The organism is Streptomyces sp. NPDC002935 (genome assembly GCF_040611295.1).
Taxonomy (GTDB): Bacteria; Actinomycetota; Actinomycetes; order Streptomycetales; family Streptomycetaceae; genus Streptomyces.
This window is the reverse complement of record NZ_JBEXNW010000043.1, coordinates 60,116-73,198: the sequence shown is the minus strand read 5'-3', so window position 1 is coordinate 73,198 and position 13,083 is coordinate 60,116. Positions and strand designations below refer to the sequence as shown.

12 protein-coding genes are annotated in these 13,083 nt (G+C 69.3%); 7 read left to right on the top strand and 5 right to left on the bottom strand.

What is annotated here, in order from left to right:
• On the top strand, positions 1–171 hold a 171-nt coding region (locus tag ABZX90_RS38215; protein ID WP_355205910.1), incomplete at its 5' end, for a glycoside hydrolase family 19 protein.
• A gap of 96 nt (positions 172–267) precedes the next feature.
• On the opposite strand, the gene nadA is transcribed toward ABZX90_RS38215, so the two are convergent.
• Positions 268–1,452 carry a quinolinate synthase NadA gene (gene nadA, locus ABZX90_RS38210; protein ID WP_351131676.1) on the bottom strand — a complete coding sequence of 395 codons (1,185 nt, stop codon included), beginning with the start codon at positions 1,450–1,452 and terminating at the stop codon, positions 268–270.
• A gap of 337 nt (positions 1,453–1,789) precedes the next feature.
• Here nadA and ABZX90_RS38205 point away from each other — a divergent pair, with 337 nt between their 5' ends.
• Complete coding sequence (locus ABZX90_RS38205) at positions 1,790–2,146, top strand: iron-sulfur cluster assembly accessory protein (protein WP_261706957.1); 357 nt, start codon at positions 1,790–1,792, stop codon at positions 2,144–2,146.
• Positions 2,147–2,325: 179 nt separating this feature from the next.
• Here ABZX90_RS38205 and ABZX90_RS38200 read toward each other — a convergent pair whose 3' ends face one another.
• Both ABZX90_RS38200 and ABZX90_RS38195 read right to left on the bottom strand, forming a co-directional pair.
• Entirely contained in the window at positions 2,326–4,605 is a 2,280-nt protein-coding gene (locus ABZX90_RS38200; protein WP_355212842.1) for a hypothetical protein, read from the bottom strand.
• Between the two features lie 210 nt (positions 4,606–4,815).
• Complete coding sequence (locus ABZX90_RS38195; RefSeq protein WP_355212840.1) at positions 4,816–5,037, bottom strand: hypothetical protein; 222 nt, start codon at positions 5,035–5,037, stop codon at positions 4,816–4,818.
• A gap of 134 nt (positions 5,038–5,171) precedes the next feature.
• On the opposite strand from ABZX90_RS38195, the gene ABZX90_RS38190 reads away from it, so the two are divergent.
• The gene (locus tag ABZX90_RS38190) at positions 5,172–6,146 is read left to right on the top strand and encodes a carbohydrate kinase family protein (protein ID WP_351131684.1); all 975 of its coding nucleotides are present in this window, start codon (positions 5,172–5,174) and stop codon (positions 6,144–6,146) included.
• Positions 6,147–6,291: 145 nt separating this feature from the next.
• On the opposite strand, the gene ABZX90_RS38185 is transcribed toward ABZX90_RS38190, so the two are convergent.
• A complete protein-coding gene (locus tag ABZX90_RS38185; RefSeq protein ID WP_351131686.1) occupies positions 6,292–7,674 on the bottom strand; it encodes an aminotransferase class V-fold PLP-dependent enzyme in 1,383 nt (460 codons plus the stop codon).
• Positions 7,675–8,015: 341 nt separating this feature from the next.
• On the opposite strand from ABZX90_RS38185, the gene coxB reads away from it, so the two are divergent.
• The 4 genes from coxB (at position 8,016) to ABZX90_RS38165 (ending at position 12,472) form a co-directional block, all read left to right on the top strand.
• Positions 8,016–8,942 (top strand): cytochrome c oxidase subunit II, encoded by a 927-nt coding sequence (gene coxB, locus ABZX90_RS38180; protein ID WP_351131772.1) that lies wholly within the window; start codon positions 8,016–8,018, stop codon positions 8,940–8,942.
• Positions 8,939–10,675 (top strand): cytochrome c oxidase subunit I, encoded by a 1,737-nt coding sequence (gene ctaD / locus ABZX90_RS38175; RefSeq protein WP_355212837.1) that lies wholly within the window; start codon positions 8,939–8,941, stop codon positions 10,673–10,675. The genes coxB and ctaD overlap by 4 nt, the downstream gene beginning before the upstream one ends.
• The gene (locus ABZX90_RS38170) at positions 10,672–11,070 is read left to right on the top strand and encodes a cytochrome c oxidase subunit 4 (protein WP_328555964.1); all 399 of its coding nucleotides are present in this window, start codon (positions 10,672–10,674) and stop codon (positions 11,068–11,070) included. Before ctaD ends, ABZX90_RS38170 begins: the two co-directional genes overlap by 4 nt.
• A gap of 130 nt (positions 11,071–11,200) precedes the next feature.
• Positions 11,201–12,472 carry an Ig-like domain-containing protein gene (locus ABZX90_RS38165; RefSeq protein ID WP_351131692.1) on the top strand — a complete coding sequence of 424 codons (1,272 nt, stop codon included), beginning with the start codon at positions 11,201–11,203 and terminating at the stop codon, positions 12,470–12,472.
• 28 nt (positions 12,473–12,500) lie between these two features.
• On the opposite strand, the gene ABZX90_RS38160 is transcribed toward ABZX90_RS38165, so the two are convergent.
• Positions 12,501–12,902, bottom strand: coding sequence for a hypothetical protein (locus ABZX90_RS38160; RefSeq protein WP_351131694.1), 402 nt, complete (start codon positions 12,900–12,902; stop codon positions 12,501–12,503).
• Positions 12,903–13,083 lie beyond the last annotated feature (181 nt).

Below are 13,083 nucleotides of genomic sequence, written 5' to 3'. Positions count from 1 at the left end.
CCGCACAACGCGATGGTCAACATCGCCGGATTCGGACAGACCATCCGCAGCATCAACGGCTCGCTGGAGTGCGACGGCAGGAACCCCGCACAGGTGCAGAGCCGCGTGGACGCCTACCAGCGCTTCACATCGATCCTCGGCGTCACACCCGGCGCCAACCTCTACTGCTGACGGTCATCACTGCTGACGGTCATCGAAAAGGGGCGCCCCTCGTCACGAGGGGCGCCCCTTGCCGCGGTTCTACGGCGTTCACGCCTGAGGCAGGGTCTACGGCAGCGCCAGCATCCGCTCCAGCGCCAGCTTCGCGAACGTCTCGGTCTCCTTGTCGACCTCGATGCGGTTGACGAGGTTGCCCTCGGCGAGGGACTCCAGGGTCCACACCAGGTGCGGCAGGTCGATGCGGTTCATCGTCGAGCAGAAGCAGACCGTCTTGTCGAGGAAGACGATCTCCTTGTCCTCGGACGCGAAACGGTTCGCGAGGCGCCGTACGAGGTTCAGCTCCGTGCCGATGGCCCACTTGGAGCCGGCCGGGGCGGCCTCCAGGGCGTTGATGATGTACTCCGTTGAACCGACGTAGTCCGCCGCCGCGACGACCTCGTGCTTGCACTCGGGGTGCACGAGGACGTTGACGCCGGGGATGCGCTCGCGCACGTCGTTCACCGAGTCCACGCTGAAGCGGCCGTGCACCGAGCAGTGGCCGCGCCACAGGATCATCTTCGCGTCGCGCAGCTGCTCCGCGGTCAGCCCGCCGTTCGGCTTGTGCGGGTTGTAGAGCACGCAGTCGTCCAGGGACATGCCCAGGTCGCGGACGGCGGTGTTGCGGCCGAGGTGCTGGTCGGGCAGGAACAGCACCTGCGAGCCCTGCTCGAAGGCCCACTCCAGGGCCCGCTGGGCGTTCGACGACGTGCAGATCGTGCCGCCGTGCCTGCCGGTGAACGCCTTGATGTCCGCGGACGAGTTCATGTACGAGACGGGCACGACCCGGTCGGCGATGCCGGCCTCGGTCAGCACGTCCCAGCACTCGGCGACCTGCTCGGCGGTGGCCATGTCGGCCATCGAGCAGCCCGCGGCGAGGTCCGGCAGGACGACCTTCTGAGCGTCGCCGGTGAGGATGTCGGCGGACTCCGCCATGAAGTGCACACCGCAGAAGACGATGTACTCGGCCTCCGGACGGGCCGCCGCGTCCCGGGCCAGCTTGAAGGAGTCACCCGTGACGTCCGCGAACTGGATGACCTCGTCGCGCTGGTAGTGGTGGCCGAGCACGAAGACCTTGTCGCCGAGCTTCTCCTTGGCCGCACGCGCGCGCTCGACCAGGTCCGGGTCGGACGGCGAGGGCAGGTCGCCGGGGCACTCGACGCCCCGCTCGCTCTTCGGGTCGGCCTGGCGGCCGAGCAGCAGCAGGGCGAGGGGCGTCGGCTGTACGTCGAGGTCCTGGGTCTGGGCGGTGGTCACGACACGCACCCTTTCTGTTCTGCGGCTCGCCGGGCTCGTAAGGGAGCGGGCCCGGCGGAACGATGCCTTTTCGTCGAATTGACGCTATCTATCATAACCGCTTCACGTCACGTTGACGATGGCCATAGCGTCCATGTGACGTGAATCCCGATCGCCTCTCCGGCGGGTGACACCCGGGTGACCGTGGGGTTGTCCACAAGCCGGTGTTCGTGCGCAGGCGTATGTGCGAGCATGAAGAGAGAAGGCACAAGACATGAGCTCGGCCCGGAATGAATCCGCGGCCCCGCCGGTTGCAACCGTCGGCAAGCAGTCTCCGTACAACCCGGGAGAGAAGCAGATGTCCGTATCGGACGAGACCACCACCGTGAGCGACGGCATCATCCTGTCCGACGCCGCCGCGGCCAAGGTCAAGGCCCTGCTCGACCAGGAAGGCCGCGAGGATCTGGCACTGCGCGTCGCCGTTCAGCCCGGCGGCTGCTCCGGCCTGCGGTACCAGCTCTTCTTCGACGAGCGCTCGCTCGACGGCGATGTCCTCAAGGACTTCGACGGTGTGAAGGTCGTCACCGACCGCATGAGCGCCCCGTACCTGGGCGGCGCCTCGATCGACTTCGTGGACACCATCGAGAAGCAGGGCTTCACGATCGACAACCCGAACGCGACGGGCTCCTGCGCCTGCGGCGACTCCTTCAGCTAGGTCCGGGACCGGCGGGCCCGGGAGCGACCGGGCCCGGTTCGGCCGGCTCCGACTGCCACTGAGCCGAGCCCGCGGCTCACGGCTCCGGCCCAACGCGTACGCACACGCCGAGTACGGACGAAGGCGGCGTCCCCCTCCGACGGGGACGCCGCCTTCGCGTATCCGGGACCGGGTGGCCGCTACCGGGGCCCCGCGGACGTCGCTCCGGACGCCCCGGACAGGTCGAAGCGCCCCTCGTGGATCGCCTCGCCGTCCGTCCCCACGACCTTCCGGTCGCCGAGCGGCTCGTCCAGGTGCACGGTCCGCTCGTAGATCTTGGCGATCAGGATGCAGACGCTGTCCTTCCAGGGCTTCTCCGTCACGGTCACGGTGACCCTGCCGGAGCTCTCGCTCGCCGACGCCGTGTAGTCGGAGCACACCCCGCCGCTGAAGCTGACCGTCAGATCCTTGCCCTCCGCGGTGTAGCCCTGGACGTCGACGTCACGGGTGGCCGCCGGTGCGGACGGCTCGTCCCGCGGCGTGGTCGGAGCCGGGCTCGGCTGCGCCGGCGCTGCCGGTGAGGCCAGGAACCTCGGGTCGACCGCCGGATGCGTCACCGTGTAGGTGTCGTCCGCGCCGGGCGACCGCACCTCGAACAGCCAGGACGGCACCAGTACCTGCCGCCTGTTCGCGCGCTGCGCCGCCAGTCCGAAGGTGGCCCTCTCGACTTCCACCGCCTCCGGCTTCAGTGCCGCGGTCGGATGCTCGCACGGCATCTCGTCCCGGTCCTTCAGCGGTACGGGGCTGGCGCAGCCGCCGATACCCATGCGCCCGTCGCCCGCCCCCGACGCCGACTCGTTCATCAGGTCCAGCGTCTTCCGCGCGCCGACGACCGGGTACGCGTCCCCCTCCACCGGCTCCTTCAACTGGCCGCTGCCGCCGATGACATGACCCTCCACGCTGATCCGGAGGCCGGTCGTCCACCCGTACGTGGGCAGTCCGCCCACCACCGGGTCGGCGTTCACCACCCGCACCTGGCCCATGAGCTGGCTCGCGTCCAGCTTCGCGTCGTCCTGGCCGACGGCCTTCAGCACGGGCGCCGCCGCCTTCTTGGCGGCCGCCTCACTCACCGGGTCCGGCGCGAACTGGGACAGCGAGCCGGAGCCGATGGGCCGACACGGCTTGCCCTTGGGGCAGTTGTCGGTCCCCGGAAGGACCGAGCTGAACGTCCAGGTCCCTGGTGCGTTCACGTTCACCCGCAGGTTCGGCTCGGAGCCGTCCTTGACGGAGCCGACCGTCCAGGCGTCCCCGACCAGCCGCGGGGTGCCCGCCAGGTCCAGGGCCTTCGCGAGCCGGGCCACCTCGGCCCGGGTCACCCTGCCCTCCGCCCAGTGGACATGCGCCGAGCCCGGTCCTGCCGGGAGCCGGCCGTCCGCGTGGTAGGTCGCGCCGTAGGGGTTGGGCTCGCCGGGCGCGATGCCGGCGGTACCGCCCGTGGACCCGCTGCTCGTGGTGGTCCCGGAGTAGCCGTCGAGGACGAGCGGCGGGGGAGTGGCGTCGCCGCCGGGCGTACCGGAACGGCCGCCGCCGGACGCGGTCGCGGCGAAGTACGCTCCGCCGCCGCCGATGAGCAGCACCGCGGCGACGACCGAGGCGACCGCCGCCGGGGTGTGCCGACGGCGCGCCCCACGCGGACCGGCGCCCCCGACGGGACCTTCGACGATCTCCGGGACGGGACCGTCGAGGCTGCCCCCGCCGTGACCGTCGAGTCCACCCACGACGGGACTCTCGGCGCGCCCTTCGACGGTGCTTTCGACGGGACCCTCGGCCTGCTCTTCGACGGCGCCTTCGACATGGCTCCCGGCGGCGGCGTCTTCGGCGCGACCCGAGAGCGGGTCCTTGTCCAGCCCTTCGGCGACGCCCTCGGCGGACCCGGCGGTGGAATGCTCGACGGTCCCCTCGGCGGCGCCTTCGCCGGGATCAACGGCAGTGTCTTCGGCGTGCCCCTCCGCGTGCGCGCCGACGGCGCTCTCGGCAGGACTCTCGACGGAGTCTTCAGCCGGACCTGCGGCCGGACCTGCGGCCGGACCTGCGGCCGGACCTGCGGCCGGACCTGCGGCCGGACCTGCGGCCGGACCTGCGGCCGGACCTGCGGCCGGACCTGCGGCGTGCCCTTCGGCGCCGCCTTCGAGGACGCTCTCGGCGGCGTCTTCGGCGGTACCGGTGACGGAGCCCTCGGCGTGCTCTTCGGTGGTGCCCTCAACGGCCCCCTCGGCGGAGCCTTCGACGGCCTCCTCGGCGGGGCGGTCGGCCTCGCCCTCGGTGGGACGATCGACTGCGCCCTCGGCGGAGCCTTCGACAGTCCCCTCGGTGGGACGCGCGGCGCCCTCGGCGGGGCTGTCGACGGCGTCCTCGACGGGACGCCGGGCGTGACCCTCGACGGGATCGGTCGCGTCGTTGTCGGGTCGCTCGGTGCTCACCGCATCGCTCCTTCGGCTCCACTGCTGTCCCATGACCCGGCCCTGTCAATGACGGGCTCTCCAGGGTCGTATAGCGCATCCCCTTTACGGGGGACAGCGATGGGACGCAGCGGGGGAGCGCACGGTTCCCTGCGAGCGCACTCCGTCTTCACCCGTTCGGCGCCGCCGACCTCTCACCCATGTGGCGGCGCCGCTCGGGTGAGAGGCCGATCAGTCGCCGTAGTCGGACATCGCGTCCAGCAGCCGTGCGGAAGTGGGCGGAACCGTCACCCCGTGGATGAGTGAGGGGGAGACGGGGAGGGAAGAGACCGGTGCGGGAGGCGACCAGTGGCCGGACATCCGGGCGCAGTCGCCGCGCAGCGACGCCAGATCGCCTTCCAGGTCGCTGACCGGGCCGAGCGGAGCGGTGTCATGGACCTTGAGGTTCGTCATACCGGAACCGTATGCACCGTTGCCGTCACGAAGAAAGATCTACTATCGGGTAGTTTTGGCTGCTTCAGAGCGCGTGCGCGGACCCGGTAGCGTTAACTGTCAATCCCCTCCCCTCGCAGGAGCGTGTCCTAGCCGTGCGTATCGCAGTCACCGGCTCCATCGCCACCGACCACCTCATGACCTTTCCCGGCCGTTTCGCCGACCAGCTGGTCGCGGATCAGCTGCACACGGTCTCCCTCTCCTTCCTGGTCGACAACCTCGATGTCCGCCGGGGAGGCGTCGGCGCGAACATCGCGTTCGGTATGGGCCAGCTCGGTACCCGTCCGGTCCTGGTCGGGGCGGCGGGCTCCGACTTCGACGAGTACCGCGCCTGGCTGGACCGGCACGGCGTCGACACCCACTCCGTCCGGATCTCCGAAGTGCTGCACACCGCGCGCTTCGTGTGCACCACGGACGCCGACCACAACCAGATCGGGTCCTTCTACACGGGCGCGATGAGCGAGGCCCGCCTCATCGAGCTCAAGGCCGTCGCGGACCGGGTCGGCGGTCTCGACCTCGTCCTGATCGGCGCCGACGACCCCGAGGGGATGCTCCGCCACACCGAGGAGTGCCGATCCCGCTCGATCCCGTTCGCCGCCGACTTCTCGCAGCAGATCGCGCGCATGAACGGCGACGAGATCCGGGTCCTGCTGGACGGGGCGACGTACCTCTTCTCGAACGAGTACGAGAAGGGGCTCATCGAGTCCAAGACGGGCTGGAGCGACCAGGAGATCCTCTCCAAGGTCGGCCACCGGGTGACCACCCTCGGCTCGCGCGGTGTCCGCGTCGAGCGCGTCGGCGAGGACCCGATCGAGGTCGGCTGCCCGGAGGAGGAGCTCAAGGCGGACCCGACCGGCGTCGGCGACGCGTTCCGGGCCGGTTTCCTCTCCGGTCTCGCCTGGGGCGTCTCCCACGAGCGCGCCGCCCAGGTCGGCTGCATGCTCGCCACCCTGGTCATCGAGACGGTCGGCACCCAGGAGTACCAGCTGAGCCGCGCCCACTTCATGGACCGCTTCACCAAGGCGTACGGCCACGAGGCCGCCGGCGAGGTCCGGGTCCACCTCTCCTAGACGAAGGCCGGGCCCGGATCCTCTCCTCCGGGCGAGGGTCCGGGCCCACCTCTGCCGGGCGGAGGTCCGGGTCCGACGTGCCCGGACAGGGGCGGGAGTCCGCCCCGCCCGGGGTGAGTTCGCGGCCCGGTTCGAGGGACAGGTGTCAGGACAGCCGGCGGACGACATAGGCCGAGCCGTTGTCCGCCGGCTCCTCACCGACGTACTCCTGGCCCCGCATCTCGCACCACGCGGGGATGTCGAGGCGGGCCGCCTCGTCGTCGGAGAGAACGCGGACCGTACCGCCGACCGGTACGTCCCCGATCACCTTGGCGAGCTCGATGACGGGGATCGGGCAGCGCCTGCCCAGCGCGTTGACCACCAGAGAGTCGACCGAGGCGGGGGTCTTCGTCGCCGCCGTCGGCGCGCCCAGCTTCTCGCGGACCCCCGCGACCGCGGCCGGGAGGACCGACAGGAAGCGGTCGACGTCCTCCTCCGGTGTGCCGGGTGGCAGCGACACCCGGACATTGCCCTCGCTCAGGACGCCCATGGCCTTGAGGACATGGCTGGGAATGAGGGTGCTGCTCGTGCAGGACGAGCCCGAGGAGACCGAGAAACCGGCCCGGTCCAGCTCGTGCAGCAGCGTCTCCCCGTCGACATAGAGACAGGAGAAGGTGACGATCCCCGGGAGCCGGCGGACCGCGTCACCGACCACCTCGACGTCCGGCACCAACGCGGGGACCCGTACGCGAATCCGCTCCGTCAGTTCGCGCAGCCGTACCGCTTCCACGGCAGCCTCCGCGCGGACGGCACGCAGCGACGCCGCCGCGGCCACGATCGCCGGGATGTTCTCGAACCCGGCCGCCCGCCCCGACTCCCGCTCGTCCGCGGGGCCTTGGGGCGCGAACCGTACCCCTTTGCGTACGACGAGCAGTCCGACGCCCGAAGGGCCGCCCCATTTGTGGGCACTTGCCGCGAGCAGGGACCAGTCGCCCTCCACCCGCCCCCAGCCCAGCGACTGCGCCGCGTCCACCAGCAGGGGCACCCCCGCCTCCCGGCACATCTGTGCCACCTCGGCGACCGGTTGCTCCGTGCCCACCTCGTGGTTGGCGGACTGCAGACAGGCGAGCGCGGTGTCGGGGCGCAGGGCCGCGGCGTAGGAAGAAGGGGACACCCTGCCCGAGCGGGCGACCTGAACCTGGGTCACCGCACCGCCCGACGCCTCGTGGACGTCCGCCGAATGGAGGACCGACGAGTGTTCGACGGCTGACACGATCAGGTGGCGTCCGACGCGGCGCCGGCCCGCCAGGGCACCCTCGATCCCGGAGTGCACCGCGCGGGTGCCGGAGGTGGTGAAGGCCAGTTCGTCGGGGCGGCAGCCCACGGCGTCGGCCGCGGCCTCGCGTGCCGCGTCGAGGAGCAGCCGGGCCCGCCGGCCCTCCCGGTACAGACGGGCGGGATCGGCCCATCCCTCGTCGAGCGAGGCCTGCAGGGCCTGTCGGGCGACGGGGTGCAGCGGAGCCGCGGACGCGGCGTCGAAGTAGGACACGCCACCACGCTAGCCCCTGCTCCCAAGGGGGCGTCAGAAGCCATCCGGACCGGGGCATTCCAGGTGCTCTGACGTCGCCTTGTAGGCGAAACAGCACTCCTTCGGGGAGTCGGGCGGCGCGTTGGGCACCCTCCCCGCGCGACCCCAAATAGCGTCCAGTAGGGTTTGGTCCGCATAAACATCCAAACCCCTGCCCGACGCAGGGCGGCGACCGACCAGCGAGAAGGCCGCAGCCAACAGCGCGGGCGAGACTCTCGGGAAGGCGCTACGTGAGTCCCAACGGCTCCGACCTCCCCCACGCCCTGGGGGGCGCGGGCGGTACCCCCACGCCGCGGCGCCCGATGCGGCGGAAGCTGCTGCAGGCAATGACTGCGGGCCTGGTCCTGGCGACAGCCACTGGTTGCTCGTACAACTGGGAAGACTTCCCCCGCCTTGGTATGCCCACCCCGGTCACGGAGGAGGCTCCGCGGATCCTCTCCCTCTGGCAGGGCTCGTGGGCGGCCGCGCTCGCCACGGGCGTGCTGGTCTGGGGCCTGATCCTGTGGAGCGTCGTCTTCCACCGGCGCAGCCGGACCAAGGTCGAAGTTCCTCCGCAGACCCGGTACAACATGCCCATCGAGGCGCTGTACACGGTGGTCCCGCTCATCATCGTCTCGGTGCTGTTCTACTTCACCGCCCGTGACGAGACGAAGCTCCTCAGCCTCAGTCCGAAGCCCGACGTCACGGTCAACGTGGTCGGCTTCCAGTGGAGCTGGGGCTTCAACTACATCGCGGATGTTCCCGGTTCCTCCGGGAACGCGAAGACCGACCCGAACCTGGCCGCCATTCCGGACCGGTTCAAGAAGGACTTCCCGGCGAACGCCGGCGGTGTCTACGACGTCGGTACCCCCGGCACGAAGAACCCGCAGACGGGCAACCCGGGTCCGACCCTCTGGCTCCCCGAGGGCAAGACGGTCCGCTTCGTCCTCACTTCGCGTGACGTCATCCACTCCTTCTGGGTAGTGCCGTTCCTCATGAAGCAGGACGTCATCCCGGGCCACACCAACTCGTTCCAGGTGACCCCGAACCACGAGGGCACCTTCATGGGCAAGTGCGCCGAGCTGTGCGGCGTCGACCACTCCCGGATGCTCTTCAACGTGAAGGTCGTCTCCCCCGAGCGCTACGAGGCCCACCTCAAGGAGCTCGCGGCGAAGGGACAGACCGGTTACGTCCCGGCCGGCATTGAGCAGACGGGCCACGAGAAGAACCGGGAGACGAACAACCTGTGAGCATCCTCAATGAACCCCAGGGTGCCGCCGCAGCCGAAGACTCGTACGAGAACGAGCTGCCGGTAAGGCGCAAGCAGCCCGGCAGCGTAGTGATCAAGTGGCTCACCACCACCGACCACAAGACGATCGGCACGCTGTATCTGGTGACGTCGTTCGCGTTCTTCCTCGTCGGTGGCGTCATGGCGCTGCTGATGCGTGCGGAGCTGGCGCGTCCCGGACAGCAGATCATGTCGAACGAGCAGTTCAACCAGGCGTTCACGATGCACGGCACGATCATGCTGCTGATGTTCGCGACGCCGCTGTTCGCCGGTTTCACGAACTGGATCATGCCGCTGCAGATCGGCGCGCCCGACGTGGCGTTCCCGCGGCTGAACATGTTCGCCTACTGGCTGTACCTCTTCGGCTCGACGCTCGCGGTCGGCGGCTTCCTCACCCCGCAGGGTGCGGCCGACTTCGGCTGGTTCGCCTACAGCCCGCTGTCGGACGCGGTCCGCTCGCCGGGCATCGGCGCCGACATGTGGATCATGGGTCTGGCCTTCTCCGGCTTCGGCACCATCCTCGGCGCGGTCAACTTCATCACCACGATCATCTGCATGCGCGCTCCCGGCATGACGATGTTCCGTATGCCGATCTTCGTGTGGAACGTGCTGCTCACCGCGGTCCTGGTGCTGCTGGCCTTCCCCGTCCTCGCGGCGGCGCTGTTCGCCCTGGAGGCGGATCGGAAATTCGGTGCGCATGTGTTCGACGCCGCTAACGGCGGAGCCTTGCTGTGGCAACACCTCTTCTGGTTCTTCGGCCATCCAGAGGTGTACATCATCGCCCTGCCGTTCTTCGGAATCATCTCCGAAGTCCTCCCGGTGTTCTCGCGCAAGCCGATGTTCGGTTACATGGGCCTGATCGGCGCGACCATCGCGATCGCCGGTCTGTCCGTGACCGTGTGGGCCCACCACATGTACGTCACCGGTGGCGTCCTGCTCCCGTTCTTCTCCTTCATGACGTTCCTCATCGCCGTACCGACCGGCGTGAAGTTCTTCAACTGGATCGGAACGATGTGGAAGGGCTCGCTGTCCTTCGAGACACCGATGCTCTGGGCCGTCGGCTTCCTCATCACCTTCACCTTCGGTGGTCTGACCGGCGTCATCCTGGCCTCGCCGCCGATGGACTTCCACGTGTCCGACTCGTACTTCGTGGTGGCGCACTTCCACTACGTGGTCTTCGGCACCGTGGTGTTCGCGATGTTCTCCGGCTTCCACTTCTGGTGGCCGAAGATGACCGGCAAGATGCTCGACGAGCGTCTCGGCAAGATCACCTTCTGGACGCTGTTCGTCGGCTTCCACGGCACGTTCCTGGTGCAGCACTGGCTGGGTGCCGAGGGCATGCCGCGTCGTTACGCGGACTACCTCGCGGCCGACGGCTTCACCACGCTGAACACGATCTCGACGATCAGCTCGTTCCTGCTCGGCCTGTCGATCCTGCCGTTCCTCTACAACGTGTGGAAGACGGCCAAGTACGGCAAGAAGGTCGAGGTCGACGACCCGTGGGGCTACGGCCGTTCGCTGGAGTGGGCGACCTCGTGCCCGCCGCCGCGGCACAACTTCCTCACCCTGCCGCGGATCCGCAGTGAATCCCCGGCGTTCGACCTGCACCACCCGGAGATCGCCGCTCTCGACCAGCTCGAGAACGCCGGTCACGGTTCGGCGTCCCTCGCTGGTGGCAAGGAGGCCGGCAAGTGAAGGTCCAAGGCAAGATGTTCCTCTGGCTGGCCGTGTTCATCCTCATCATGGGGATCGTCTACGGCGTGTGGTCCAAGGAGCCGGCCGGCACCACGGCCCTCTTCATGGGCTTCGGCCTCAGCATGATGATCGGCTACTACCTGGCCTTCACGGCCCGGCGGGTCGACCAGCTGGCGCAGGACAACAAGGAGGCCGACGTCGCGGACGAGGCCGGCGAGGTGGGCTTCTTCAGCCCGCACAGCTGGCAGCCGCTCTCGCTCGGCGTCGGTGGAGCCCTCGCCTTCACGTCCGTCGTCTTCGGCTGGTGGCTGCTGTACTTCTCGGCCCCGCTCATCGTGCTCGGCCTGTGGGGCTGGGTCTTCGAGTATTACCACGGTGAGAACCGCACCCAGTAGCACGCGCTGAACGCCCGGGAGCCCGGACACTCCGTCAGGAGAGTCCGGGCTCCCTCGTTTGCCACGACTTTTGTCCCTCAGTCGGCTCACTCGGCGCGCCGTGCTTGACGCGCGTTCATAGCGTGAGCTCATGAACCACTCACCGCGAATCCGCACGGTCGTCAGCTGCACCGCGCTGGTGGTCGCCCTCGGCGCGGGCACCACCGCCTGCGGCTCCGACGGCCACCCGCTCTCGGCGAAGCCGTACGACGCGGCGGGACAGATCTCGTTCAAGGGCCTCGCCGGAGACAGCAAGAAGTCGAGCAAGGTCGACCCCGACAAGCCGCTGGAAATCACCTCCGAGAGTGATGACGGGCGCATCACCGACGTGACCGCCACGGACGCGTCAGGACGCTATGTCGCGGGCGAACTGGCCGCCGACGGCAGCCGCTGGCACAGCACCTCGCCCCTCGCCGCAGGCGCCCACTACACCGTGCGCGTGAGCACCGAGGACGAGGACGGCGCCCCCGGCCGCAAGGTCATCGGCTTCGACACCAGCACACCCAAGGCCAAGAAGCTGCTCAACGTCACATTCGGGCCCAAGGCGGGCAAGTACGGCGTCGGCCAGCCCATCACGGCCGAACTCAGCGCCCCCGTCAAGGACAAGGCGGCCCGCAAGGTCGTCGAGCGTGCCCTGCGGGTCGACTCCACACCCGCGGTGGACGGCACGTGGCACTGGGTGGACGACAAGACGCTGCACTACCGCCCCAAGGAGTACTGGCCCACCCACGCCACCATCACGGCGCACAGCAACCTCGCCGGCGTCAGGATCGGCGAGCGCCTGTGGGGCGGCAACGCCAAGGCTGTGAAGATCACCACGGGCGACCGTCTGATCGCCCTGACCGACGCCGCCACGCACTCCATGAAGGTCTACCGCAACGACCAGGTGATCAAGGAGATCCCTGTCACCACCGGCAAGCCCGGCTTCGACACCCGCAACGGCGTCAAGGTCGTGCTCGGCAAGGAGTACTTCGTACGGATGCGCGGGACCAGCATCGGTATCGCCGAAGGGAGTTCGGACTCCTACGACCTGCCCGTGTACTACGCGACGAGGGTCACCTGGAGCGGCGAGTACGTGCACGCCGCGCCCTGGTCGACCGGCTCCCAGGGGTACGCCAACGTCAGCCACGGCTGCACCGGAATGAGCACCGGCAACGCCGAATGGTTCTTCGACACGTTCAACGAGGGCGACATCGTCAAGGTCGTCAACTCCGACGGCAAGACGATGGACCCGTTCGGCAACGGCTTCGGCGACTGGAACCTCGGCTGGAAGAACTGGCGTGCCGGCAGCGCCCTGGTGGGCGGATCCCCGGACGCACCCAGCCCGGCCCAGCGCGCGAGGCTGCGCCCCGAGAGTGTGTGAGGCCGCGCCCCGCGAGGGGCGCGGGTTCTCAGGCGCTCAGAAGGTTCTTGCGACGCAGCAGAGCGGCCAGCGAGGCGGCGAACTCCACCGGATCGACCGGCAGGGTCACCGCGGCGTCGGCGCGGCTCCAGGTGGCCAGCCAGGCGTCCTGCGGGCGCCCGATGAGCACCAGCGCGGGCGGGCAGTTGAAGATCTCGTCCTTGATCTGCCGGCACAGGCCCATGCCGCCCAGGGGCACCGCCTCGCCGTCCAGCACACAGACGTCGATGCCGCCCTTGTCCAGCTCCGTGATGACGGCGGCCGGCGTCGCGCACTCGATGAACTCGACGACGGGAACGTCCGGGGCGGGCCTGCGCCCGGTGGCGAGCCGCACCTGTGCGCGGGTGTTGGAGTCGTCGCTGTAGACCAGCACCGTGGCGGTCGGCTGCATTCTTCCTCCGAGACGTCAGCGTCGTACGGACATGAAGCGGTCGGGCTGATCCATCCCTGCCCGATGCGCGGATGCTACTCCCTTGAACACCTCGTCAGCACCGGTTCGGACAGGGCTTCGATGGGCCATACGGGCTGGACACACCCCGTCAACACTCCGAACGGCACCCCCCGGGGTGAGG